We start from the raw sequence: 24,965 nt of genomic DNA on the forward strand, positions 1-24,965 counted from the left end.
TCCGATGCGTCGCAGGAGATTGGAACATCGGACCCGGTTCTGGATTCAGGTCCGGTGCGCTAGGTCTTCGAACCTATGAGCGGACGCCGGTCCTGCAACCTGAAAATTTCTGCGACTGACATTCAGTCAATCTGCCAAGGGGCGATGTTTCCGGCCGCAAGCCCCACAGCCCTTGCCCTTCGCGCCCTTGCGAGAGTGCGAAGAAATTTATCGCGGATCGCAGATCGAGCGACGGACTCGGGCGCCGCTTTCCCGTTCGGGCGTCGCGATCGGCGCCTTGACCTTCCAGCCGCTGGAACCTCCACATGGGGATGGAGACGATTCGTCCGGCCGCCCGCCGAACCCCTTCGGACGCCGGCCCGACATCACAGGACAGAGCATTCGACCATGAGCCAGGTTCAAAGCAAGACGAGCGACAAGACGGCCGTCATCTATCGCATGGTGATGGACAAGCATGTCTGTCCCTACGGTCTGAAGTCGAAGGATCTTCTGGAGCGCCGGGGCTACGAGGTGGAGGACCATCACCTGACGACCCGCGCCGAGACCGATGCGTTCAAGGCGGAACACGGCGTCGAGACCACGCCGCAGATCTTCATCGGCGGCGAGCGGATCGGCGGCCACAGCGATCTGAGAGCCTATTTCGGCAATCCCGTGAAACCGAAGGACGAGACCACCTATCGGCCGGTCCTTGCGATCTTCGCGGTGGCGGCGTTGACTGCGCTCGCCTTTTCCTGGTTCGCCCTCGGCACGCTTCTCAGCATCCGAGTGATCGAGTGGTTCTTCGCGATCTCCATGGTCCTGCTCGGGCTTCAGAAGCTGCAGGACGTGGAGAGCTTCTCGACCATGTTCCTCAACTACGACCTGCTGGCCAAGCGCTGGGTGCCCTATGGCCGCATCTACCCCTTCGCCGAGACCCTGTCGGGGCTCCTGATGATCGCCGGAACCTTGACCTTCATCTCCGCGCCCATCGCGCTCTTCATCGGAACGGTCGGGGCGGTCTCGGTCTTCTACGCGGTCTATGTGCAGAAGCGGGAGCTGAAATGCGCCTGTGTCGGCGGCGGCTCGAACGTGCCGCTCGGCTTCGTCTCCCTGACGGAGAACCTCGTGATGATCGCGATGGGCCTCTGGATGCCGGTGAGCATGTATCTTCTCGCCTGAAGGCGAGCCCCAAGGCGAGCGGAAGGCGCGCTGAACGCCTTCGCGCCGGTGAACGATGAGCGACGGAAAGAGAGGCCGGGGACCGTAAGGGCGGGAGCCGGCCTCTTCCCTTTCGTCATCTCGGCCACCTCATGGTGGAAGACGCGCGCGGAACGGGTCCTCGTTTAAGGCTTCCGCAATCAATCACGATCATCTTGTCTTCATCCACTTCCGGGTTCCTCGCCAGCGGACAAGACAAAGACATGTCATCTTCCTCGCAAGATCACGCCGGCCGGGTCATCGACGTCTCCGGTGAGCGCAGCATCCGCCACGCCAACGAGATGGCGGCCGAACTGCTCGACGCCCTCGAAGCCGGCGATGTGCGCCTCGACGCGGCCCGCTCGGGCGGCATGGACGCCGCCGCGCTTCAGGTTCTCGTCGCATCGGGCAAGTTTGCGAGCGGCCGCGGACGAAGCTTCGTCATCCACGCACCCGAGGGCGGCGCCCTGCGCGGCTCCATCGCGCGCGCCGGCCTCGGTGAAGCGCTCGCGCCCGTCCTCGACGCCGATCCCCTTCCGGTCTGACAGATGGCGGCCGCTGCCATCGCCCCGTCGAAGCGCGGACACCGCCGGTCGGAACCGCCTCTGCAGAGCCCGTATCATGCCTTTCTGCCCGGATCGGCACAGGGCAGACGAATGATATTCGAATTTCAGGAGTCCCCATGAGCAAGACAATCCTGGTGGTCGACGACTCGGCCTCGGTCCGGCAGATGGTCGGGATGACCCTCAAGCAGGCGGGGTATTCCGTCGTCGAGGCGAGCGACGGGCGAGAGGCGCTGGACAAGGCGACGTCGAGCCCGGTCGATGCGGTGATCACCGATCTCAACATGCCGGTCATGGACGGTCTCACCTTCATTCGCGAATATCGCGCGACCCCGTCGAGCAACGGCGTGCCGATCGTGTTCCTGACGACCGAGTCCGATGCCGGCATCAAGGCGCAGGCCAAGGAAGCGGGCGCCACCGGCTGGATGGTCAAGCCCTTCAAGACCGACCAGCTCCTCTCGGTCGTGCGTAAGGTTGCAGGCGCATGAGCATGATCGATCCCGCAGAGGTCTTCCGCCAGGAAGCCGCCGATCTCATCGAGACGCTCGAACAGGCGTTGCTCGATCTCCAGCAGCGTCCGGACGACCGCGAGATCGTCGGTCTCGCCTTCCGCGCCCTCCACACCCTCAAGGGGTCGGGCGCGATGTTCGGCTTCACGGCCGTCTCGGACTTCATCCACGAATTCGAGACCGCCTTCGACCGTGTGCGCAAGGGGGAGGCGACGGCCGATCGCAGCCTGATCGCCGCCGCGCTTGATGCCCGCGATCACGTCTCGGCGCTGATCGAGGATCCCGATGCCGATCCCGAACGCGGGCATGCGATCCTCGCGGCCCTGAAGGCGGCGGTCGAGGGCGGGGAGATCGCGGGCGAAGCGCCCGTCGCCGAAACGCCACTCGAAATGGGCGAGCCGCTGGCCGAGCCTGCCGCCACGAGCGCCTGGCACATCCGCTTCAAGCTCCCGGCCGACGCCCTGACGCTCGGCACCAATCCGCTGCTTCTCCTCGACGAGATGCGCGATCTCGGACCATGCGAGGTGACGGCGATCACCGAGGCCGTTCCCGCCCTCGACCGCCTCGAGCCCGAGGAATGCCACATCACCTGGGATGTGCAGCTGATGGCCGCCGTCGAGCGCGACGTGATCGACGACGTGTTCCTCTTCGTGCGCGACGACATGGTTCTCTCCATCGAGCCGCTGACGGCCGGCGAGGCGATCTCCGCTCACAAGGCCGAGGCCGAGGCTCCCGCGGCTGCGTCCGCCGGGCCGGACAAGGCCCCGGCCTCTGCCGCGCCGGCCGCGCCCGAAGCGACGGCGCAGACTGTGCCGGCGCCCGCCGCGCCCGCCGCCTCGCCGGTCGTCAAGCTCGTCGAGGCGCCTGCGAAGGCCGCGCCGCGCACCGAGCGCAACGCCACCCTGCGCGTGCCGGCCGAACGGCTCGACGAACTGATGGACCGGGTCGGCGAACTCGTCATCGCCCAGGCGCGCCTCAGCCAGCTTGCCGAAACCCTCAAGGATTCGGCCCTCGTCAACGTCGCCGAGGAGATCGAGCGGCTCACCTCCAGCCTGCGCGACACCACCATGGGCACGCGCATGGTGCCGATCGGGACGCTCTTCGGCAGGTTCCGCCGCCTCGTCCACGACCTTTCGGAGGAACTCGGCAAGCCGATCGCCTTCGTGCCGGAGGGGGAGGATACCGAACTCGACAAGACGGTGATCGAGCAGCTCGCCGATCCCCTCGTCCATCTCATCCGCAACGCCATCGACCACGGGCTGGAGCGGCCCGAGGGCCGGGCGAGCGCCGGCAAGCCCGAGACGGGCACCATGCGCCTGTCGGCCCAGCATCGCGGCGCGGAAGTCGCGATCACCGTCTCCGACGACGGCAGGGGGCTGGATGCCGCGCGCATCCGCGCCCGTGCCGAGGAGGCCGGCCTCATCGCGCCGGGCCAGCAGCTCTCGTCCGACGAATTGAACCGGATGATCTTCGAGCCCGGCTTCTCGACCGCCTCCGAGGTGACGGCCCTTTCGGGGCGCGGCGTCGGCATGGACGTCGTCAAGCGCACGATCGACGGCCTGCGCGGTTCGATCGACGTGGAGACTCAAGCCGGCAAGGGGACCACGGTCACCCTGCGCCTGCCGCTCACCCTCGCCATCATCGACGGGCTTCTCGTCCAGGTGGGCGACAGCCGCTACACGATCCCGCTTGGCGCCGTCGAGGAATGCGTCGAGCTCGATGCGCGCACGGAAGCCGATGCGCGCGGGCGCAGCTTCCTCAACCTGCGCGGCGATCTCGTCCCCTATCTCAGCCTGCGCGACCTCTTCGACGTGACCGGCGAGACCGGCCCGCATCAGAAGATCGTCGTCGTCTCGGCCGGATCCATGCGCGTCGGCCTGGTGGTCGACCAGATCATCGGCAACAACCAGACCGTCATCAAGCAGCTCTCCCGCCTTCATTCGGGCATCAAGACCTTCTCCGGCGCCACCATTCTGGGCGACGGAACGGTGGCCCTCATTCTCGACGTCCTGAACCTCGTCAGCACGGGTCAGAAGCGCGAGGAGCGTGGACGCATGGAGCGTCTGGGACGGGCGGCATGAGCGAGATCGCGAAGGAGAAGGACATGCAGGCTCTGACCATCGGTCTTCAGGACGAGCTCATCGCGCTCGAGGCGGTTCGGGTCCGCGAGATCCTCGATCCGGTTCCGATCACGGCGGTTCCCCATGCGGGCGAATTCGTGGGCGGCCTCATCAATGTGCGCGGCAATGTGGTGCCGCTCGCCGATCTGCGCGTCATGTTCGGCATGGAGCGCGCGGCGATGAACGGCGATACCCGCATCGTCGTGATGGAGATCGACATCGACGACGAGCCGGTGATGGTGGGCGTTCTCGCCGAGAAGGTTCGCGACGTCGCCGATATCGAGGCCGGTTCGATCGAGGACGCGCCGAAGGTCGGCATGCGGTGGCCGGCCGAGTTCGTGCGCGGCATCGGCCGGCGCGGCGAGGATTTCATCATCATTCCCGATCTCGAGCGCATCTTCGCCGCCGGCACCGAGCAGGCGGCCGCCTGAAGCCTCGATCGCGGCCCGCGAGCGCGCGGTCGATTTCACCTCTTCGAGATGCTGGAGCAGCTCTTCATGAACGAGCACAAGCAATATGTGACCCTCGGCGTCGCGGATGCGGTCTTCGCCATCCCCGTCGCGCGGGTCCAGGAGATCCTGGAGCCGCAGCCGACGACCCGCATGCCGCGCGCGCCCTCCGACTTTCTCGGAATGATCGACGTGCGCGGGCAGAACATCCCGGTCGTCGATCTGCGCCTTCGCCTCGAAATGCCGGGTGCCGAAGATACCAAGGACACGCGCATCCTCGTTCTTGACGTCGCGACGAAGACCGGCATGCGCAAGATCGCGCTCAGGGCTGACCGGGTGTTCGAGGTCGCCGAGCTCGACGAGGCGGTGCTCGAGCCGCCGGCGGAAGTCGGCAGGGGCTGGCGTTCGGACTGCATCGAGGGCGTCGGGCGTCGCAATGGCGGCTTCGTCATGGTCTTCGACCTGGACCTCCTCTTCCATACCGCCGACCTCTCGGGGGCCCAGGCGGCTGCCTGAGGACCCGTAGGATACGGAAACGACCGGCCCGCGCGACGTGCGGGCCACTGCGACGGGAGGCCGGGCGAGGCGGCGGCGAGTGTCCGCCTCCTCAAGGCCGAGGGGTTCGAGGAGTAGCGCAGATGGCACAGGCGACCGCAGAGGGCCACCGGCAGAAGATCAGGGCGATGATCGTCGACGACAGCGCCTCCGTGCGCACGACACTGAGCGCGATCCTGTCCGCCGATCCCGAGATCGAGGTGATCGCGGTCGCCTCCGATCCCTATCATGCCGCAGCCAAGATCCGCGACGAGATCCCCGACGTCCTCTTCCTCGATATCGAGATGCCGAGAATGGACGGGCTGACCTTCCTGAAGAAGATCATGGCCCAGAAGCCGATCCCGGTGGTCATCTGCTCGAGCCTTGCCGAACAGGGATCGGACGTGATGATGGAGGCGCTCGCGGCCGGCGCCGTCGACGTGATCGGCAAGCCGAAGGTCCACACCGCCCAGTTCCTCAACGATTCGCGCATGCTGATCTGCGACGTGGCCAAGGCTGCGGCCCATGCCCGGGTGAGGCGCGGTGCCCGCCGGGACGCAAGGATGCAGGTCGAGGCCAAGCATCTGGCCGACGTGATCATTCCGCCCCTGTCGCCGACCCGCCAGGCGAGCCTGCGCGATGGGATGCCGAAGACCGAACCCCTCGTCTGCATCGGTGCCTCGACCGGGGGAACCGAAGCGCTGGCACGGGTGCTCTCCGCGCTTCCGGCCGACAGCCCGGCGATCCTCGTCGTCCAGCACATGCCCGAGAAGTTCACCACCGCCTTCGCGCGCCGGCTCAACTCCATGTGCGCCGTCGAGGTGCGCGAGGCGGCCGATGGCGACGTGGTCCTGCCGGGCCGGGTGCTGGTCGCGCCGGGCAATTATCACATGCTCCTCAACCGCGCCGGCTCGCGCTACACCGTGAGCATCGATGAGGGCGCCTTCGTCTCGCGCCACCGCCCCTCGGTGGACGTGCTCTTCCGCTCGGCCGCCCAGAGGGCGGGCGCGAACGCCATTGGCATCCTTCTCACCGGCATGGGCGACGACGGGGCGAGCGGACTGCGCGAGATGCGCGACATGGGCTCGCGCACCATCGCCCAGGACGAGGCCTCGTGCATCGTCTTCGGCATGCCGCGCGAGGCGATCGAGCGGGGCGGGGCCGAAATGGTGCTGCCCCTCGACCGCATCGCGTCCGAGATCGGCCGGCCGGTCCACCATGGCCTCCCGGCCCGCGTCTCGCCCAGCGAACGGATCGCATCGTGAGCGCCCTCGTCGATTACCGGCTCGACGAGACCGACGAACCTGCGGCCGAAGCCGCCCCAAGTGAGGCGGCGCAGGAGCGGTCGCTCGCCCGCTTGCGCGAACGTCTGGAATCGACGACGGCCGAGATCGAGACCATCTTTCTCGGCGTCGGCCAGCGGCTGATCGATGCCGTCGGTCTTCTCTCGGACATGCGCGGTGCCTTCGCCTCGGTCAGCCGGGCGCATGAGGGACCTGAGCTGGCGAAGGCCGAGACGGCGATCCGGGCCCTCGTCGACGAGGCCGACAAGCTGATCGAGGGCACGCGGCACGAGCGCGGCCTCATCGAGGTCCTGAGCAGCGAGGCGAAGGCCGCCTCGATGCCGCTCGCCGATCTGCGCCGCACGGTCTCGATGATCGGCGCCATCGCCATGAACGCGCGCGTCATCGCCGCCGGCATCAAGAGCGGCAACGAGAGCGAGCTCAGCGTCTTCACCGACGACGTGGTGGAACTCGCCCGGCGGGCGGGCAAGCTCGTCGAACAGCTTCGCGAGGGCCGCGACGCCTTGTCGGTCCTCCTCAACGACGCCCTCGTGTCGGGGCGCGGTTTCGAGGCGGGTTTCGTCGCCGTCACCAGCGACCTGCGCGCCCGCGTCGAGCGCAGCCTCGAACGGGCGAGCATGGAACGGGCCGAATGCGCGGCCATCGACAAGGAGGCCGGTTCTGCCTCCGATGCGCGCTCGCGCGAGATTTCCGGGATCGTCGGCCGGCTCCAGATCGGCGACAACACCCGCCAGCGCCTCGAGCATATCGCGGCAGCGCTCGCCCTGATCGATCGCGAACCGGCCATGCGCGGCCTCCTCACCACGCTGGAGACCCGGCAACTGGCGGACACTCACGAGCGCCTGGTCGAGGAGACCGAGGCGATCCGCGATGCGCTCGGTTGTCTGGCCGCCGATGTCGAGATGTCCTTCTCCGAACTCAGCGGGCGCCTCGGATCGCGCGACGGACGGGCAGGGGTTTCGGCGGTCGGCGAACTGGCCAGGGATATCGGCGAAGCCTCGGACGGGCTCGATCGCTCCGAGGCCGCGCATGAGGGCGTCGAGCGGCTGGCCGGCGCGATCCTCGAAAAGGTCGAGAGCCTCGACGCCTGTTCCAGCGAACTGCACGTTCTCGAATTCGAGATGCGGCTCGTCAGCCTCAACACCGCGCTCACCTGTTCCAAGCTCGGCGAGGACGGGCGGGCCCTCGCCGTCGTCTCGCTCCAGATCCGCGATCTGGTGAGCGAGATGGTCGGCCAGCTCGAAGAGGTCAAGAATGCCTTGGGCCGGGTCGGCGAGACGGCGTCCGGCCTTTCGGAATCCCGCGAGACCGAAGCCGGACGCACGGTCTCGGGCCTTGTCGGCGAGGCCCGATCGAGCCTCGGCGTCCTCCAGGGCGTGGAGGGCCAGTTGAGCGAGGCGGGAACGGCGCTGAAGGACGTGGGCAAGCGGATCGGGAGCCTCGCACGCGAGGCCGACCGGGCGCTCGACCGCCAGCGCGGCCTCGTTCTGACCTTGAGCGAAATCGCCGAAGACCTCGACACCGGAATGGCCTCCTTCGAAGCGTCCGACACGCCGGTCGAGGCGCTCCAGACGCTGGACGTCCTGCGCCGGACCTACACGATGGACGACGAGCGCCGGATCCACGACGGGGTCGTGGCCGACATCTTCCCCGATGCCGGCTCCGCCGCGAAAGGACCGCAGGAGACAGGCGCGACGGCGTCGTCCGGCGAGGGATCGGCCGACGATCTCGACGACGTCCTGTTCTGAAGAAAGAACGGCCCGGGATCGAAGGCTTTATGATCGAAGGGGAGAGGGCGCCGGGTTTTCGCGGGCGCCCTTTCCTCGTTCGAGGCGCACGGTGTCGTCCTCGCCGCGATCGCGGGCGACTGGCGCAGCGATGGCGACGGCGTTGTCACGGCGAACCGGTTCGGGCACGATACCGGCCTCGACATCCATCCGGGCGACCTGCTCGGCGCGGAAGAACCGAGACTCATTGTTCGTGACGACGATCGGGTGGCCCAAGGCGGTTCCGGTCCCGCCGGCCCTTAGACGAGCTTGTAAACGCAGGCCGAGCGACGGCCGAGTTCGGTGATTTCGAGAAGACCCTGATGATCGGCCCAGCGGGCGAGGTCCTTTTCGACGAGGTCGCGCGCGGATGCGGGCGTCTCGGTGCGCACGGGTCCCTCGCGAAAGAGGCGGTCGAGAAGCACAGCCTCGGCGGCGTTCAGTTCCAGGGGTTTGTCCATTCTTCGGTTCCTGCCAGAGCGTGGGGTGCCGAACCGGAACGGTTCGAACCCATGCTTACCGCGGGCGGGAAGCGCGAAAAATCAAATGCGATAATTTCGCGGCCGTCTCGCGCCCTGCGAGACCGCTTTCATTGGGCGGCGAACGTTTTCGATCGGCTGCCGGATCGTGCCCCCGGCGCAGGCAAGGCCCGGCCCGTCGCCCCCCGGATCGCCGCCGATCCAGGCCTTTGCGGAATTTTCTGACGCGACGTCGTTTCGAAGACATGGTTAGGGCGGAAGCGAAACGGTTTCTTTCACGCCGGAACGCTTCGGTCCGCTTACCTTTGTTCTCGCAGACTTCACGACCATCAGGAAGGACTTTTGCCATGGCGACCCTTGTCGGACGCGAAGGCGATCTCGAAGGCCTCGTGACGGATCTCATTCGTCTGGAGCGCGACGCGCTGGCGGCTTACGATTCGACGATCGGGAAACTGTCGGATGCCGCGTTGAAGACGCAGGTTTCCGAATTTCGCGAAGACCACAAGCAGCATCTGGATATGCTCGACTTCATGGCCCGTGATCTGTCCATCGACCCGCCGCAGGAGGGGGATGCGAAGGAATGGCTGACCACCGGCAAGATCGCTCTCGCCGGCCTCGTCGGCGATGGGGCCATTCTCAAGGCGATGAAGACCAACGAAGACGATACCGTGAAGGCCTATGAGCGAGCGAACGAGCATCGCGATGCCGACCAGCGATCGCGCGAGTTCTTCGCCAAGGCGCTCGCCGACGAAAAGCGTCATCGCGACTGGATGACCCGAACCGCGGACGCGCTCTGAGACGAGGGGCCACGCCCGACCGGCGCGCCCCGTCTCACCACCGGACCAACCACACGAAACGAGACCTGACGGCAAGGGCCTTGCTCTCGCCGAAGGAATCGATCGTGCCATTCCCTCGAAGTCCCAACCGAAAGATCGACCGATGTTTCATCATTCCTCGAAGCTTCAATACACCGTCCGTGTCGACACCCCCGATCCCCAGTTCGCCAAGCTGCTCCAGCAGGCGATCGGCGGCATCGAAGGCGAGATCCGCGTGGCGATGCAGTACTTTTTCCAGGCCATGGGCGCGCGCGGCGACAGCCGCATCCGCGACATGCTGATCTCGACGGCGACGGAAGAACTCTCCCATATCGAGTTCCTCGGCCATGCGGTCGCGCTCAATCTCGAAGGCGCACCGGTCACCGATCAGGAGGAAGCGGCCAAGGACCCGGTGGTCAACGCCATTCTCGGCGGCGCCAATCCGCGCCATCTCCTGTCCTCGGGCCTGTCGGCGATGCCGGTGAACGCCAACGGCGTGCCCTTCGACATGAGCCATATCTACGCGACCGGCAATATCGGCGCGGACATGCTGGCGAACGCTACCGCCGAGGCCGGCGGCCGCGTGCTTGCCTCGCGTCTCTACAACTGGACGTCGGATGCCGGGATGAAGGACATGCTCTCCTTCCTGATTGCCCGCGACACCTATCACCAGCAACAGTGGCTCGCGGTGATCGAGGAACTGGGCGGCATGGCTGCAGCCTTGCCGATCCCCAATTCGACCCCTCAGGATCACGAGGCGATGAAGCACTCCTACTATTATCTCAACACGCTTCTCGACAAGAAGGCCCCGGAAGGGCGCTGGTCGTCAGGCCCCTCGCTGGACGGGCGCGCCGAGTTCCACGTCGTGGATCAGCCGGCGCCAGAAGGCCAGGAGCCCGATCTCGGCAAGGCCCGGCCCAATTCCGGCGCCCAGACCGAGCAGATCTGAGAGACGTCACTGGGCGGGGCGCGTCAGCCCCGTCCGCCGAAGACGCGCTTGGGGTGGAACGAGCCCTGCTCGACCGCTCCGAGCGCGATCAGCCGGCCATGGCCGGTGGCGAAGGCCTCCTCGCAGAAGGCCGGCGCATCGCGGCCCTTCAGGAGCACCGAATTGCCGGAGAGGACGCGGGCGGCCTGATCGTCGCTGAGCATGACCTCGTAGAGATCCGAGAGGGCCGCTTCCGGCTCGATCAGATATTCGTCGAGGGGGCCGAAATCCATGATTCTCGCCTTCGCGCCGGACTCGATCGCCTCCTCGGTCAGCTCCTCCCGGTTCTCGTCGGCAACGTCCAGAAGTTCGTCGAGGGGGATCATGTCCGCTTCCTCGAACGCGCCCACGGCCGTGCGCCGCAGATCGGTCACATGGCCGAAGCATCCGAGATCGCGTCCGAGATCGCGGGCGATGGCGCGCACATAGGTGCCCTTGCCGCATTCGGCCTCGAAGACGGCGGTATCGGCATCGGGCGCCTCCACGAGATCGAGCCGGTGGACGGTGACCACGCGGCTTTCGATCTCCACGGTCTCGCCGCTGCGGGCGAGATCATAGGCGCGCTCGCCGCCGATCTTGATCGCCGAAAAGGCGGGCGGCACCTGTTCGATCTCGCCGGTATAGTCGGCAAGGAGATCGCGGATCGCGTCCCGGCTCGGCCGGGCGTCGGATGTCTCGATCGCCTCGCCCTCGGTGTCGTCGGTCGAGGTCTGGATGCCCCAGCGCACGGTGAACCGGTAGGTCTTGCGGCCGTCCATCACATAGGGAACGGTCTTGGTGGCATCGCCGAAGGCGATCGGCAGCATGCCCGAGGCGAGCGGGTCGAGCGTGCCCGCATGGCCGCATTTCTGCGCGAAGTAGAGCCATTTCAGCTTGCCGACGCAATCGGTCGAGCCCATGCCCTTCGGCTTGTCGAGAATGACCCAGCCATTGATCGGCCGGCCCTTCGGCTTCTTGCCCCGCCGCGCCATCAGTTCGTCTCCCGGCCGCTCGCGCCGCCCTCGTCCTCGTCCTCGTCGACGAGGTCTTGCTGCACCTCCGGCGACTTCAGGAGCGCGTCGATGCGGGCGAAGTTGTCGAAGGAGGTGTCTTCGCGGAAGCGGATTTCAGGCATGTACTTCATCTGTCTGAGGGAAGGCGTGACCCGGCCTCGGATGAAGCGGGCGTTCTGGTTGAGCGCCTTGATGAAGGGCTCGATATCCTCCTGGCCGAGCACGGTCACGTAGGCGGTCGCGATCTTGAGGTCCGGCGACATGCGCACCTCGGTGACCGAGACGACGGCGCGCTCGAGCACGGGGTCGCGGATGTCGCCGCGCTGCATGACCTCGGTGAGGGCGTGGCGGACCTTTTCGCCGACGGAAAGCTGCCGCTGGCTGGGGCCGGCATTGGGTTTGGATCGGGGTGCCATAGGGTCTTTCGTCTTCTCGCCCGCGCAAAGGGTGGGCGGCGCGTGGATCGCGCCGCAAACCGTCGACGCCGCGCGCCCCGGCCTTCCAGGGGCCGTGGTCCGAGCGGATCGGTCGGGCAATGGTTCATTCGTCTGCCGGCAAGGATCGGACTTGCCCGGCGCAAGGTTTCAGGCTGCGTGTCCTGATGGTTTCGCCCGGCGATGTCAACTCCCGGCCGAGACGACCGGATAGGCATGCCCCGCCATGGACGCACAGGTTGCGGGTCCGGCACCCGGCCGTCTGAAGGCGACGTGAGGCCGGCCGGCTCCGGCGTTCAAAAATCCGAGATGCCGGCGGTTAGACGATCGGCGCGCGGTCGTAGAGCCAGGGCGTGATGCGGCGCTGCTTCTCCTCGAAGGCGGCGATCGCCTCCGCCTCGTCGAGGGTCTGGCCGATCTCGTCGAGCCCGCGCAGGAGCGCGTCGCGCCGGTAGTCCTCGATCTCGAAGGAGAACACCGTTCCGTCCGCCAGCCGGACCTCCTGCGCCATGAGATCGACGGTGACCTCCTCGCCGCGCCTTGCGGCCTGCATCACCACGTCGACCTCGTCCGGGGCGAGAACCACCGGCAGAATGCCGTTCTTGAAGCAGTTGTTGTAGTGGATGTCGGCATAGGAGATCGCGATCACCGCGCGGATGCCGAAATCGTACATGGCCCAGGGCGAATGCTCGCGCGAGGAGCCGCAGCCCCAGTTCTCCAGGCTCACGATGATCGAGGCGTTGCGCCAGGGCTCCTGGTTGAGGACGAAGTCCGGATTTTCCGAACCGTCCGGCCGGAACCGGTGCTCCTGGAAGAGTGACCAGGCAAGGCCCTTCTTGGTCACCGCCTTCAGCACCTGCTTGGGCGTGATCATGTCGGTGTCGACATTGTTGATCGGTATGGGGGCGGCGATGCCCGTGACGCTCACGAACTTTTCCATGACTTCAGCTCCGTCTGCCCCAGTCGCGCACATCGACGAACCGGCCCGCGATGGCGGCGGCGGCGGCCATTGCGGGGCTTGCGAGATGGGTGCGCCCGCCCGGACCCTGGCGGCCGATGAAATTGCGATTGGAGGTCGAGGCGCAGCGCTCGCCCGGCGAGAGCTTGTCGGCGTTCATGCCGAGGCACATGGAGCAGCCCGGCTCGCGCCATTCGAACCCGGCTTCGACGAACACCTTGTCGAGGCCTTCCTGTTCGGCCTGGGCCTTCACGAGGCCGGAGCCGGGCACCACCATGGCGTTGACGATGTTGGGCGCGATCCTGTGGCCGGAAACGATGGCGGCCGCCGCACGCAGGTCCTCGATCCGGCTGTTGGTGCACGAGCCGATGAAGATGCGGTCGAGCGGAACCTCGCCGATCGCCTGGCCGGGTTTCAGGCCCATATAGTCGAGCGCGGCCTGAACGGCCTGTCTGCGGCGCTCGCTGCCCGCCTCGTCCGGGTTCGGAACCGTGCCGGAGACCGGGATCACGTCCTCGGGACTAGTGCCCCAGGTGACCATGGGCTGCACGTCCTCGGCGGCGAACTCCACTTCGCGGTCGTAGGTCGCGCCTGCATCGCTGCGAAGGCTCGACCAGTAGGCGAGCGCCTTGTCCCAGTTCTCGCCCTTCGGCGCGCCGGGCCGGCCCTCGATATAGGCATAGGTTGTCTCGTCCGGGGCGAAGATGCCGGCGCGCGCCCCGGCCTCGATCGACATGTTGGAGACCGTCATGCGCCCCTCCATGGAGAGCGCGCGCATGGCAGAGCCGGCATATTCGACCACATGGCCCGTGCCGCCGGCCGTGCCGATCCTGCCGATGGTGGTCAGCATCAGATCCTTGGCCGTGACGCCGAAGGGCAGCGTTCCGTCGACCGTGATGCGCATGTTCTTCGAGCGCTTGGTCAGAAGCGTCTGGGTGGCGAGCACGTGCTCGACCTCGGAGGTGCCGATGCCGAAGGCGAGCGCGCCGAAGGCGCCGTGGGTCGCCGTATGGCTGTCGCCGCAGACGATCGTCATGCCGGGCTGGGTGAGGCCCTGCTCGGGCCCGATCACATGGACGATGCCCTGGCGCCGGTCGGTCTGGTCGAAATAGGTGACGCCGAAATCCGTCGTGTTCAACTTCAGGAGACGCAGCTGCTCGCGCGAATCGGGCTCTGCGAGATCGTCGCGGCGGCCGGAAAAGGTCGGCACGTTGTGGTCGGCGACGGCAAGCGTCGCCTCGGTGCGGCGAACCGGCCGCCCGGCATCGCGAAGGCCCTCGAAGGCCTGCGGGCTGGTGACCTCGATCACGAGGTGCTGGTCGATATAGAGGATCGTCAGTCCGTTGGCCTGCGAGGAGACGACGTGACTGTCCCAGATCTTGTCGTAGAGGGTCTTGGCCATGAGCTCCTGCCGTTCAGCGTGCGCGGAGTTGCGGGCTCGCGCGACGAAGACGAAGACGAAAAAGGGCCGTGACGGCCCCTCGATGTCCCATAAGATAGAGGCTGCGGGCCGGGAAGACAAAGCCACCCGGCCGAGGCGCCCGGTCCTCAGTAATACTGGCCGTGGCGATAGTCCCAGCTCGGGAAATGCTGGGCGAGCAGGCTCATGATCCGGTCGACGTCGAGACCCTTGCGGATGAGGATCGGGGCGGGAGAGACCGAACGCTCGCCCTTCTGCTCGGGAACGAGCGTGCCGTTCTCGTCGACCATGGCGACCATGACGCCCTGCTCGTAGCGCGAGCCCTCGTCCTTGTCCGGCTGGATCGAGGCGACGTAGTCGTTGGCCGAGATGATGAGGTCGGCTTCGGCCTCGATGCGCTCACCGATGCCTTCGACGAGGCCGCGATTGCCCTTGCCCGACGGATTGGCGGAGGAGGCGAAGGCGAGCTTGCCGTGCTCGCGCCAGAGGGCTTCCGCGAGCTGTTCGGACGGGGTGCCGAAGCGGATGACGAAGCAGCTCGTCTGGCGGCCGTCCATGACGAAGTCGCGCGATCCGTCGTCCGGGATCTTGGCGATCGCCTCCTTCTTCCAGGGCAGGATGCAGCCGAGGAGAATGTTCGCGTCCCAATGGGCCTGATAGAAGGCCTCGATCTCGGGGGTGAGTTCGGCGAGCGCCTTCAGCTCCTCCATGGAGCCGCACAGGACGACGCCCGGCTTGTTGCGCTTCCTCACCTTGGCGTCGAACTTGCGCTCGAGCCCGGCCTTGTCCGAAACCATGATGATGTAGCCGACCTTGGTCGGCGAGACGATCATGCCGCCGCCCTTCGTCAGGATTTCCAGTCCCTCCGTCTGGACGTCTCCGCTCCAGGCGACGGTCTTTTCTGTGGCAGGCATGTTCGCTCCATCCATTCTCTGTCGGATCGACGGGGACCTCTCGCTTCTCCCGGACGCCGCGCCAGCCGGCGCCGACGCGCGGACGGCTCGCTCGGCCCTTCGCGTCATTTTCGATGCTAAACGCCGCAATAGGGGGCTTTTGCCGATTTTGGAAGGGGAAAGACGTATCTGGCCGTGACCGGCGCGCGCCTCCGTCTACCCCGATCAGACAAATTCCGATGCCACCCGGTGAATGATCGAATGGCGATGGGCGAGGGCGTCGATATCGCGCGAATAGCCGCCACCGATGACCGAAGCGACCGGAAGGCCGCGTTCGCGGAAGAAGGAAAGGACGCGGCGATCGCGTTCGGCAAGGCCCCGCGATGTGAGCGAGAGCCGGCCGAGGCGGTCGTCCACATGGGGGTCGACGCCCGCATTGTAGAAGACGAGATCGGGCCGGGCGCGATCGAAGGCTGTATGAAGGGCGGGGCCCAGCACATCGAGATAGGCGGCATCCTCCATCCGGTCGGGAAGCGGCACGTCGAGATCGGAGACGGCCTTCTCGGGCGGATAGTTCTTCTCGCCGTGGAGGGAGAGGGTGAAGACGCGAGGATCGCCTGCGAAGATCCTCGCCGTGCCGTCGCCCTGATGGACGTCGCAGTCGACCACCAGAACCTTCGAGACGTCGCCATCGGCAAGAAGGACATGAGCGGCGACCGCGACATCGTTGAAGACCGAGAAGCCGGCCCCGCCTGCGGCGCTCGCATGGTGGCTGCCGCCGGCCGTGTTGCAGGCAAGGCCCTCGGCGAGCGCGAGGCGCGCCGTCAGCACCGTGCCGCCGGTCGCCGTGCGCGAGCGCATGGCGACGGAGGCGTCCACCTTGAAGCCGATGGCCTTTTCGATCTCCGGCGGCACCTGGCCGTGCAGCACCTGGTCCACATAGCGCGGATCGTGGGCAAGCCGCAGCCAGCCTGCCGGAGCGGGTGCGGGCATGAAGAAGCCGGCCGGCCCGACGATCCCGTCCTCGACGAGGATGTCCGCAAGCCGGGTGAACTTCGACATGGGAAACCGGTGGGCCTCGTCGAAACGGGCGTCGAAGGCGGGGTGGTGGACGATCGGCAGGCTCATCCCGGCCCATATGGGGAGGATGGCCCCGACGACAGCGTCGATCGAAGCGAATGGCCGGAGATCGCGGCGACTGGCCGCGTGTGCCGGACGCCGGTCGACGGGCCGCAAAAGCGCGATGGCATCCGATGGAATTGAACACATCGCTCCTCGGTTTCCGTTGCGCGGGATGCGAGCGGAAAACCGGTGCCCATTCTGCTTCAACCTGATTAAGAGAAGGGCGTAAGCGGTGAAGGAGCATCAGGATGACGACGGGCAAAGCCGATGCCATGGAGCCTCGAAGCGCTGCCCCGCGGCCCTTCGCCGTCACCCACCGCATGGTCTGGGCGATCACCCTTCCGATGACGCTCGCTTTCCTCACGACGCCGCTTCTCGGGCTCACCGACATGGCGGTGGTCGGCCGGGTGGGAAGCGCCGAGGCGCTGGCGGGGCTGACGGTCGGCGTCCTCGTCTTCGATTTCGCCTTCGCCCTCTTCAACTTCATCCGGTCCGGCACCACCGGGCTGACCGCGCAGGCCTTCGGCGCGGACGAGGCCCGGGAGGGCCAGGCGGTGTTCTGGCGCGCCGCGATCCTCGCCCTCGGGATCGGCCTTCTCCTGATCCTCGCCGAACCGCTCGTCACGGCAGCGGGCCTTCTCGCCATCGCGCCGGGCGAGGGGGTCGCCGAAACCGTCGAGACCTACGTCTTCGTGCGCATGTTCTCGGCGCCCTTCGCGCTCCTCAACTATGCGATCCTCGGCTATGTGCTGGGGCTCGGACGCGGCAGTCTCGGCCTCGTCCTCCAGATCGTCGTCAACGGCGTGAACATCGCTCTCTCGATCCTCTTCGGCCTCGTCCTCGACTGGGGCATTTCCGGCGTCGCGCTCGGCACGGTCTGCGGGGAGGCGGTGGGCGCGCTCGTCGGCGTCCTCGTCGTCATCCGAGGCTTCGATCCGGCTCATAAACCGTCCCTCTCGCGCATTTTCGATAAGGCCGGCTTCGGCCGGATGATCGCGGTCAATCGCGACATCATGATCCGATCCTTCTGCCTCCTGTCGGCCTTCGTCCTCTTCACCCGGTTCGGGGCGGGCTTCGGCGCGGTGACGCTGGCCGCGAACGGCATTCTGATGAACTTCTTCGCGATCGGGGGCTATTTTCTCGACGGCATGGCGACGGCGTCGGAGCAGCTCGCCGGTCGCGCCATCGGCGCGCGCTACCGGCCGGCCTTCGATCGGGCGCTGAAACTGACGATCCTCTGGGGCTTCGTCCTTGCCGCGTTTCTGTCGGCGATCTTCCTTGCGGGCGGCGAGATGCTGGTCGCGTTTCTGACCACCGAGGAGCGGGTGCGGGACGAGGCGGCCGCCTTTCTCGCCTTCGCGGCCCTGACCCCGCTCGCCGGCGCGCTCGCCTTCGTCATGGACGGCATTTTCATCGGCGCCACCTGGTCGCGGACCATGCGCGACATGATGATCGCCTCGCTCCTCGTCTTCGTCCTCTTCGCCTATGGCCTGACCCCCGCCTTCGGCAATCACGGGCTCTGGATCGCCCTCCTCGTCTTCCTGGGGGCTCGGGGCGGCTTCCTCCTCGCGCTCACGCCGCGCAATCGGAGCGCAGCGTTCCAGGGCCTCGATCCCGCCTATGGCCGATCGCCGGATGCCGTTTCGTGATCCCGTCCGGCATCCCCTTCGGGACGCTGCCTGCCCTCTGCGAAACGCCGGAATGACACCTCATTTCACAGAGGGATGACGCCGCTGCGTTATACTTCCGTAAAGGCATGTTATCCTTCGTTGTAAACGCGATTGTTCATCGTTTTCGCGGTTGCATCACGAAATAGGGAGGTTGGGGGCAAGAACCGCGACGGATTGTTCAACATTCAGGGCTTTCGCGGGTGCAGCAAAACCGCCAGATAGGGGTCACAAGACGACGCCATAACGCGCCGCCACGTTGTTGCCCGCCGAACCGGAGATCGGATCGAAACCGAGACCATCGGCGGGCAGATCAGGAAAAGGGACAGATCATGTTCAAGACCACGCTTCTCGCCGCCACGATCGCCGCAACTTCGGCCATGACCCTCGCCGCAAGCGCACAGGGCCTCGTCCCGGGCTCGCGCTATTACGACGATCGCTCCGACGAGACCGCACGCGTCGAGGTGACCCAGCCGACCGCCGGCGTCACGACGGTCCAGACGAGCCAGACCTACGGCTACACCCAGACCGTTCCGGGCTCGTCCTACGGCCGCACCGCCGCCAACGAGGCGGAGCGCGCCAGCGTCCAGCAGGGTACGGCCGGATCGGTCGATGCACCGCGCGTCAGCACCAATGCCGGCAATCTCGTTCCGGGCTCGTCCTACAACGATTGATCGTCACGCAGGCGCACGGTTCGCCCCATGACCCCAGCCGGGGCAGGGGCGGCCGTCAGGCATTCGGGCCGGTTCGTCCTTCGGGGCGGGCCGGCCTTTTTCATGGCGTGTCTTCGGGAAGCGAGGACGCGGGCGCGAATGGCGTCAGGATTTGGAAGCGCCGCGCAGAAAGCCAGCGGCGGCGTCGAAGACCGCGTCGAACATCTCTTCCGTCAGGCGCCCGGTATTCGTGTTGTATCGCGAGCAGTGATAGGTCGGAAACAGGGTATAGGCCCCGGCCTCGATCCGTCCGCCATGGGTGAAGGCGTGGTCCTTCAGCCTCAGCCCCAGCGTGCGCACGGTCGAGTCATGGGCGATTCGGCCGAGGGTGACGATGGCGACGAGGTTCGGCAGGCCGTCGAGGCTCGCGGCCAGGAATCTGCGGCAGGTGTTGATCTCGGCCCCGACCGGCTTGTTCTGGGGCGGCACGCAGCGGACCGAATTCGTGATCGCGGTGCCGTAGAGCTCGAGCCCGTCGTCGGGCCGCGCCGCGAACCGGTCGTTGGCGAGCCCGTGACGATTGAGCGTGCGGTAGAGAAGGTCGCCGGCATAATCGCCGGTGAAGGGGCGACCGGTCCTGTTCGCGCCCCGGACCCCCGGCGCAAGGCCGACCACGAGAAGGCGGACGGTCTGCGGGCCACCGGTCGGATAGAGGGTCGGCACCGGCGCGTTGTGCCAGTCCGGCTCCTTCTCCCGCCATTCCTCGCGCATCGCGACGAGGCGCGGGCAGAGCGGGCAGTCGCGCGGCGGTTCGGCGGCGCCGTCGGCGATGGTGCGTGTGTCGAGGGCGGGCATCGTCGGCAAGGGCTCAGTAATCCTCGCCGTCCCCGTCCTCGTCATGGGCGGCACGCCGGGCAAGGCGTGCATCGCGCTCGGCCTGGCTGCGGCCGATCTCCGATCTGAGGCTCGCCAGATCGATGAAGTGATCGGCCTGGCGCCTCAGATCGTCGGAGATCATCGGCGGCTGGGTCGCGAGGGTCGAGACGACCGAGACCTTGCGCCCCTTGCGCTGGAGCGCGTCGACGAGGGAGCGGAAGTCGCCGTCGCCGGAGAACAGGACGAAATGGTCCACCGCGTCGCTGAGCTCCATGGCGTCGATCGCCAGCTCGATGTCCATATTGCCCTTCACCTTGCGACGGCCGGACGCGTCGGTGAACTCCTTGGCCGGCTTGGTGACGACCCGATAGCCGTTGTAGTCGAGCCAGTCGATGAGCGGACGGATGGAGGAATACTCCTGGTCCTCGATCAGCGCGGTATAGTAGTAGGCCCGGAGCAGATAGGACTTCTTCTCGAAGAACGTCAGCATCTTCTTGTAATCGATATCGAAACCAAGGTTTCGGGACGCGGCATAGAGATTGGCACCATCGATGAAGAGGGCAATTTTCTCGCGCTGGTCGAACATCGGGGTCGCTTTCGTTGCTCTACTCGGTTCGCAAGGACGGTGATTCCTTCGCAAGACTGAGTTTCGAGGCGGTCTTCACTCGCAGTCGGTACCGCGCGACTTGTGTTGAGATCAAGGCGACGGCGCCCGAATTCCCGCTTATGCAACGGATTTCACGTTTGCCGGTCTTGTGGTCGATGTGGATTTTCGATAAGGCACATGCGATCCCGCCCATTGGACGTCCAGCATGAGGAGACAGGCATGGCCCGCGTCACCGTAGAAGATTGCGTCGATAAGGTCGATAACCGTTTCGAGCTGGTGCTCCTCGCCAGCCATCGCGCCCGTCAGATCAGTCAGGGCAACCCGATCACGATCGACCGCGACAACGACAAGAACCCCGTCGTCGCGCTTCGCGAGATCGCCGACGAGACGCTGTCGCCTGAAGACCTGAAGGAAGACCTGATCCACACGCTCCAGAAGCATGTGGAAGTCGACGAGCCGGAAGAGGCCCGCGCGCCCGAGCGCGCCGCGGCATCCGGCACCCAGCCGGCCCTGCAGGACAAGTCCGACGAGCCGGCCCAGTTCGACCGCATGTCGGAGGAGGAACTCCTTTCCGGTATCGAAGGCCTCGTCGCGCCCGAGAAGACCGAGGATTTTTGATCGCCCGGGGCGCCTCTTGAGGCTTCCGCGCCGGCGCGCAGGCGCCTATCTTGGAGAGGAGCGTTCCTTGGGTGGAGCGCTCCTTTTTTCGTAACGGTCTCGCCGGGCCGGAGGTCGGGGCTCGGTGCGAACGGGAATGGGATGGGAGACAATGGGCGGGATGCGAAGATCGGGGTCTGACGGCGGCGCGGTGGACGCGCCCGTTTCCTTCGATTTGCGCATCCGCCGGTCGACGAGGGCGCTGCCTCTGCCATGATGCGTCAATACGAACTTCTGGAGCGGGTCGCCGCCTACAAGCCCGAACTCGACGAGGCCCTCCTCAACCGCGCCTATGTCTATGCGATGCAGAAGCATGGGGCGCAGAAGCGCGCCTCGGGCGATCCCTATTTCTCCCATCCCCTCGAAGTCGCCGCGATCCTCACCGATCTCAGGCTCGACGAGGCGACGATCGCGACCGCGCTCCTCCACGACACGATCGAGGATACGGATGCGACGCGCAAGGAGATCGACCAGATCTTCGGGCCGCGCATCGGCCAGCTCGTCGAGGGGCTGACCAAGCTGAAGCGCCTCGATCTCGTCTCCAAGCGCACCCAGCAGGCCGAGAACCTGCGCAAGCTCCTCCTCGCCATCGCCGACGACATCCGCGTCCTTCTCGTCAAGCTCGCCGACCGGCTGCACAACATGCGCACCCTCGGCGCGATGCGCGAGGACAAGCGCGTGCGCATCGCCCAGGAGACGCTCGACATCTATGCCCCGCTCGCCGGGCGCATGGGCATGCAGGACATGCGCGAGGAGCTCGAGGATCTCGCCTTCCGCAATGTCAGTCTGGAAGCCTACGAGACGCTGACGGCCAAGCTTGCCGAACTTCAGGAACGCTATTCGGGGATCATCACCCGCATCGAGGGCGATCTTACCCAGCGCCTCAAGGACAAGGGCATCGACGCCAAGGTCACCGGGCGCCAGAAGCGACCCTATTCGGTGTTCTCCAAGATGCAGCGCAAGGCCATGTCCTTCGAGCAGCTGTCGGACATCTTCGCCTTCCGCATCCTCGTGGACAGCGAGGAGGAATGCTACGAGGCCCTCGGCATCGTCCATCGCAACTGGCCGATGGTGCCGGGCCGCTTCAAGGACTACATCTCGACCCCCAAGCAGAACGACTACCGCTCGCTCCACACCACCATCATCGGCATGACGGGCCAGCGCGTCGAACTGCAGATCCGCACCCACGAGATGCACCGCATCGCCGAATACGGCATCGCCGCCCATGCGATCTACAAGACGCGCAGCGAGGGGGATGGGGACAAGACCCGCACGCTGGAACTGTCGAAGGATTCCAACGCCTATGCCTGGCTGCGGCGCACCATCGAGCTTCTGGCGAGCGGCGACAGCTCGGACGAGTTCCTCGAGCACACCAAGCTCGAACTCTTCCAGGACCAGGTGTTCTGCTTCACCCCGAAGGGCCGGCTGATCGCGCTGCCGCGCGGTGCGACCTCGGTGGACTTCGCCTATGCCGTCCACACCAAGATCGGCAATTCCTGCGTCGGCTGCAAGATCAACGGCCGCATCATGCCGGTGGTCACCGAGCTTGCCAATGGCGACGAGGTTGAGATCATCCGCGGTACCAGCGAGGTGCCGTCGGCGGCCTGGGAGCAGATCGCGACGACGGGCAAGGCGCGCGCCGCGATCCGCCGGGCCTCGCGGGCCAACACCCGCAAGCAGTATTCCGGTCTCGGCCGGCAGATCGCCGAGCGCGCCTTCGCCCGCTCCAACCGGGCCTTCTCCATCGAGATGCTGAAATCGGTCCTCGGCAAGCTCGGCCATCAGAACGTCGACGACGTGTTCGCCGCCGTCGGTCGCGGTGAACTGCCCTCGACCGATCTCCTGCGGGCCGTCCACCCGGATTATCAGGACACCCGCGCCACGAAGCGCGGCGAGACCGACCCGGAAGAGGGCTGGTTCAACCTCAGAAGCGCCGCCGGCATGATCTTCCGCCTGCCCGGCAAGCCGAAACCGCGCCCGAGGCCGGCTCCGGACGCGGCCGCCAATGCCGTCTCCCAGGCGATCCCGATCCGCGGCGTCGGCGGCGATCTGCCGGTGATGTTCTCCGAGGACGGTGCCGTGCCGGGCGACCGCATCATCGGCATCCTGGAACAGGGCAAGGGCATCACCATCTATCCGATCCAGTCGCCCGCCCTGATGGCCTTCGAGGACCATCCGGAGCGGTGGGTCGACGTGCGCTGGGACATCGACGAGCATCTCGACCGCAGGTTCCCGGCCCGCATCTCGGTCTCGGCGATCAACGAACCGGGCTCGCTCGCCGAGATCGCGGCGACGATCGCGGCCAACGACGCCAATGTCCACAAGCTGGAAATGGCATCCACCGCCCCGGACTTCACGCTGATGGTGTTCGATCTGGAGGTCTGGGACGTCAACCATCTCAACCGGACGCTGAACCAGATCCGCGCCAAGGACTGCGTCTCCTCGGTGACGCGGGTGAACGGATAGACCTCGTCGCGGGGGTCGGGCGCCACGGGCGATACCCCGAGAGCCTTCCGCCGTTTTTCGGCCGTTTGGCCGCGGCATACGTTTCCCTCCGCACCCAACCTGTTCTAAACCGCTTACCGATGCCGGGACGGCGAAGGGCCCGGCGCGGGCTGTGAATTGTCGAATGAAGGGACGAGCGCGATGACGACGGACGAGGTTCTGGCGATCTTCCGCGAGGCGGGGGCCTATCTGGAAGGGCATTTCATCCTGACCTCCGGCCTGCGCAGCCCGGTCTTCCTGCAGAAGGCCCGTGTCTTCATGCATGCGGACCTCACCGAACGGCTCTGCGCGGGCATGGCGGACGAGATCCGCGCCCATGTTCCGGGCCCGATCGACTACATCGTGGGGCCGGCCGTCGGCGGCATCATTCCGGCCTACGAAACCTCGCGCCATCTGAAGGTTCCGGCGGTCTGGGTGGAGCGCGAGAACGGCGTCTTCCGCCTGCGCCGCTTCGAATTGCCGAAGGGCGCGCGGGTGGTGGTCGTCGAGGATATCGTGACCACCGGCCTGTCGATCCGCGAGACGGTCGCCTGCCTGCGCGATCTCGGCGCCGAGGTCCTCGCCGCCGCCTGCATCATCGACCGCTCGGCCGGCAAGGCGGATGTGGAGGTGCCGCTTCTGGCCCTCGCGCAATACGAGGTTCCGGCCTATCCGGCCGACCGGATCCCGCCCGAACTTGCCGCGATCGAGCCGGTCAAGCCGGGCAGCCGCTCTCTGTAGGAAGTTGCGGCCTTCGGGCCGCGCGGCGACGGGGCCGAACGAGGGAGGGATCGCAACATCCATGCTGTTCAGACGACGCACGCCGGAAACCTTTAAGGAAAAGGTCCGGCTCTGGCTCTGGCCGCGCACCTCGTTCCGGCGCTCCTTCCTCTACTTCAAGAAGCGCGTCCTGAGGCTCCATGCGACGCCCCATGCGGTCGCCGCGGGGTTCGCCGCCGGGGTGTTCGCCTCCTTCACCCCGTTTCTCGGCTTCCATTTTCTTCTCGCCTTCGCCATCGCCTACGTGATCCGGGGCAATATGGCGGCGGCCGCGATCGGAACCGGCGTCGGAAATCCCTTCACCTTTCCGCTGATCTGGACGATGAGCTACGAATGCGGCTCGAAGATCCTCTACGGGCGCGGCGAACTGGGATCGCCCCGCCAGGTGGGGCATGCCCTGCGCGAGATGGATTTCTCCGCGATCTGGAAGCCGCTGCTGGAGCCGATGCTGGTGGGGGGAATTCCGATCGGCATCGCCGCCGGCGCCGTCTGCTACGTGATCGTTCATGCCGGCGTGAAGCGGTTCCAGTCCCGCCGCGCCGCGCGGATCGCCAAGCGCGGTCTTCAGCGCGCTCGCGACATGGTGATTCCCCAGTGAGACCGTGACGCCCGTGCGCCCGCCGCCTCCGAGGCTCCGGTTTTACGAAGGCGCATCGCACGGACCGCAGAAAGGGCCCGCTTTCCGGTCCGGTGCTCGGGGCGGCGCGCGCGGGCATTCG

General features: G+C 66.5%; 26 protein-coding genes. 16 read left to right on the forward strand and 10 right to left on the reverse strand.

Annotated elements, in window-relative coordinates; all coding sequences use genetic code 11:
* The first annotated feature begins 387 nt into the window (after positions 1-387).
* The 8 genes from DYI37_RS14665 (at position 388) to DYI37_RS14700 (ending at position 8,403) form a co-directional block, all read left to right on the forward strand.
* Positions 388-1,158: a MauE/DoxX family redox-associated membrane protein gene (locus DYI37_RS14665; protein WP_116684025.1), complete on the forward strand. Its 771-nt coding sequence runs from the start codon at positions 388-390 to the stop codon at positions 1,156-1,158.
* Positions 1,159-1,400: 242 nt separating this feature from the next.
* The gene (locus DYI37_RS14670) at positions 1,401-1,721 is read left to right on the forward strand and encodes an STAS domain-containing protein (protein WP_158555187.1); all 321 of its coding nucleotides are present in this window, start codon (positions 1,401-1,403) and stop codon (positions 1,719-1,721) included.
* A gap of 137 nt (positions 1,722-1,858) precedes the next feature.
* Positions 1,859-2,227, forward strand: a complete 369-nt coding sequence (locus DYI37_RS14675; RefSeq protein WP_116684027.1) for a response regulator — start codon at positions 1,859-1,861, stop codon at positions 2,225-2,227.
* Positions 2,224-4,329 (forward strand): chemotaxis protein CheA, encoded by a 2,106-nt coding sequence (locus DYI37_RS14680; RefSeq protein WP_116684028.1) that lies wholly within the window; start codon positions 2,224-2,226, stop codon positions 4,327-4,329. Before DYI37_RS14675 ends, DYI37_RS14680 begins: the two co-directional genes overlap by 4 nt.
* Positions 4,326-4,799: a chemotaxis protein CheW gene (locus tag DYI37_RS14685; RefSeq protein WP_245413937.1), complete on the forward strand. Its 474-nt coding sequence runs from the start codon at positions 4,326-4,328 to the stop codon at positions 4,797-4,799. Before DYI37_RS14680 ends, DYI37_RS14685 begins: the two co-directional genes overlap by 4 nt.
* A gap of 66 nt (positions 4,800-4,865) precedes the next feature.
* The gene (locus DYI37_RS14690; RefSeq protein ID WP_116684208.1) at positions 4,866-5,333 is read left to right on the forward strand and encodes a chemotaxis protein CheW; all 468 of its coding nucleotides are present in this window, start codon (positions 4,866-4,868) and stop codon (positions 5,331-5,333) included.
* Between the two features lie 122 nt (positions 5,334-5,455).
* Positions 5,456-6,616, forward strand: a complete 1,161-nt coding sequence (locus DYI37_RS14695) for a protein-glutamate methylesterase/protein-glutamine glutaminase (RefSeq protein WP_116684029.1) — start codon at positions 5,456-5,458, stop codon at positions 6,614-6,616.
* Positions 6,613-8,403: a hypothetical protein gene (locus DYI37_RS14700; RefSeq protein WP_116684030.1), complete on the forward strand. Its 1,791-nt coding sequence runs from the start codon at positions 6,613-6,615 to the stop codon at positions 8,401-8,403. The genes DYI37_RS14695 and DYI37_RS14700 overlap by 4 nt, the downstream gene beginning before the upstream one ends.
* Before the next feature lie 27 nt (positions 8,404-8,430).
* Here the strand turns inward: DYI37_RS14700 and DYI37_RS14705 are convergent, their stop codons facing one another.
* Positions 8,431-8,658, reverse strand: a complete 228-nt coding sequence (locus tag DYI37_RS14705; RefSeq protein WP_116684031.1) for a glycosyltransferase family protein — start codon at positions 8,656-8,658, stop codon at positions 8,431-8,433.
* A 23-nt stretch (positions 8,659-8,681) separates the two neighbouring features.
* Positions 8,682-8,882, reverse strand: a complete 201-nt coding sequence (locus DYI37_RS14710) for a hypothetical protein (protein ID WP_116684032.1) — start codon at positions 8,880-8,882, stop codon at positions 8,682-8,684.
* A 365-nt stretch (positions 8,883-9,247) separates the two neighbouring features.
* Here DYI37_RS14710 and DYI37_RS14715 point away from each other — a divergent pair, with 365 nt between their 5' ends.
* Together DYI37_RS14715 and DYI37_RS14720 are read left to right on the forward strand one after the other, a co-directional pair.
* A complete protein-coding gene (locus tag DYI37_RS14715; protein ID WP_116684033.1) occupies positions 9,248-9,697 on the forward strand; it encodes a DUF2383 domain-containing protein in 450 nt (149 codons plus the stop codon).
* A 142-nt stretch (positions 9,698-9,839) separates the two neighbouring features.
* A complete protein-coding gene (locus DYI37_RS14720; protein ID WP_116684034.1) occupies positions 9,840-10,664 on the forward strand; it encodes a manganese catalase family protein in 825 nt (274 codons plus the stop codon).
* A 23-nt stretch (positions 10,665-10,687) separates the two neighbouring features.
* On the opposite strand, the gene truB is transcribed toward DYI37_RS14720, so the two are convergent.
* From truB to DYI37_RS14750, 6 genes are all read right to left on the reverse strand, one after another.
* The gene (truB, locus tag DYI37_RS14725) at positions 10,688-11,674 is read right to left on the reverse strand and encodes a tRNA pseudouridine(55) synthase TruB (protein WP_116684035.1); all 987 of its coding nucleotides are present in this window, start codon (positions 11,672-11,674) and stop codon (positions 10,688-10,690) included.
* The gene (rbfA, locus tag DYI37_RS14730) at positions 11,674-12,111 is read right to left on the reverse strand and encodes a 30S ribosome-binding factor RbfA (protein WP_116684036.1); all 438 of its coding nucleotides are present in this window, start codon (positions 12,109-12,111) and stop codon (positions 11,674-11,676) included. The genes truB and rbfA overlap by 1 nt, the downstream gene beginning before the upstream one ends.
* Before the next feature lie 337 nt (positions 12,112-12,448).
* Positions 12,449-13,069 (reverse strand): 3-isopropylmalate dehydratase small subunit, encoded by a 621-nt coding sequence (leuD, locus tag DYI37_RS14735; RefSeq protein WP_116684037.1) that lies wholly within the window; start codon positions 13,067-13,069, stop codon positions 12,449-12,451.
* A 4-nt stretch (positions 13,070-13,073) separates the two neighbouring features.
* A complete protein-coding gene (gene leuC, locus DYI37_RS14740) occupies positions 13,074-14,489 on the reverse strand; it encodes a 3-isopropylmalate dehydratase large subunit (protein ID WP_116684038.1) in 1,416 nt (471 codons plus the stop codon).
* A 146-nt stretch (positions 14,490-14,635) separates the two neighbouring features.
* Entirely contained in the window at positions 14,636-15,421 is a 786-nt protein-coding gene (locus tag DYI37_RS14745) for an L-threonylcarbamoyladenylate synthase (protein ID WP_116684209.1), read from the reverse strand.
* Positions 15,422-15,625: 204 nt separating this feature from the next.
* Complete coding sequence (locus tag DYI37_RS14750) at positions 15,626-16,528, reverse strand: histone deacetylase family protein (RefSeq protein ID WP_116684210.1); 903 nt, start codon at positions 16,526-16,528, stop codon at positions 15,626-15,628.
* 242 nt (positions 16,529-16,770) lie between these two features.
* Between DYI37_RS14750 and DYI37_RS14755 the strand changes: the two genes are divergently transcribed.
* Together DYI37_RS14755 and DYI37_RS14760 are read left to right on the forward strand one after the other, a co-directional pair.
* Positions 16,771-18,171: an MATE family efflux transporter gene (locus tag DYI37_RS14755; RefSeq protein ID WP_245413938.1), complete on the forward strand. Its 1,401-nt coding sequence runs from the start codon at positions 16,771-16,773 to the stop codon at positions 18,169-18,171.
* Positions 18,172-18,521: 350 nt separating this feature from the next.
* The gene (locus DYI37_RS14760; RefSeq protein WP_116684039.1) at positions 18,522-18,863 is read left to right on the forward strand and encodes a hypothetical protein; all 342 of its coding nucleotides are present in this window, start codon (positions 18,522-18,524) and stop codon (positions 18,861-18,863) included.
* A 144-nt stretch (positions 18,864-19,007) separates the two neighbouring features.
* On the opposite strand, the gene DYI37_RS14765 is transcribed toward DYI37_RS14760, so the two are convergent.
* Both DYI37_RS14765 and DYI37_RS14770 read right to left on the reverse strand, forming a co-directional pair.
* On the reverse strand, positions 19,008-19,697 hold the full coding sequence (locus tag DYI37_RS14765; RefSeq protein ID WP_116684212.1) for a uracil-DNA glycosylase: 690 nt from the start codon (positions 19,695-19,697) through the stop codon (positions 19,008-19,010).
* A gap of 13 nt (positions 19,698-19,710) precedes the next feature.
* Positions 19,711-20,304, reverse strand: coding sequence for a LabA-like NYN domain-containing protein (locus tag DYI37_RS14770; RefSeq protein WP_116684040.1), 594 nt, complete (start codon positions 20,302-20,304; stop codon positions 19,711-19,713).
* Between the two features lie 240 nt (positions 20,305-20,544).
* Between DYI37_RS14770 and rpoZ the strand changes: the two genes are divergently transcribed.
* The 4 genes from rpoZ (at position 20,545) to DYI37_RS14790 (ending at position 24,844) form a co-directional block, all read left to right on the forward strand.
* Complete coding sequence (gene rpoZ / locus DYI37_RS14775) at positions 20,545-20,943, forward strand: DNA-directed RNA polymerase subunit omega (RefSeq protein WP_116684041.1); 399 nt, start codon at positions 20,545-20,547, stop codon at positions 20,941-20,943.
* A gap of 252 nt (positions 20,944-21,195) precedes the next feature.
* Positions 21,196-23,448 (forward strand): RelA/SpoT family protein, encoded by a 2,253-nt coding sequence (locus tag DYI37_RS14780; RefSeq protein WP_116684042.1) that lies wholly within the window; start codon positions 21,196-21,198, stop codon positions 23,446-23,448.
* 180 nt (positions 23,449-23,628) lie between these two features.
* The gene (pyrE, locus tag DYI37_RS14785; RefSeq protein WP_116684043.1) at positions 23,629-24,207 is read left to right on the forward strand and encodes an orotate phosphoribosyltransferase; all 579 of its coding nucleotides are present in this window, start codon (positions 23,629-23,631) and stop codon (positions 24,205-24,207) included.
* Between the two features lie 61 nt (positions 24,208-24,268).
* Complete coding sequence (locus tag DYI37_RS14790; RefSeq protein ID WP_116684044.1) at positions 24,269-24,844, forward strand: DUF2062 domain-containing protein; 576 nt, start codon at positions 24,269-24,271, stop codon at positions 24,842-24,844.
* Positions 24,845-24,965 lie beyond the last annotated feature (121 nt).

Origin of the sequence: Fulvimarina endophytica, from assembly GCF_003403015.1 — a bacterium.
Taxonomy (GTDB): Bacteria; Pseudomonadota; Alphaproteobacteria; order Rhizobiales; family Rhizobiaceae; genus Fulvimarina; species Fulvimarina endophytica.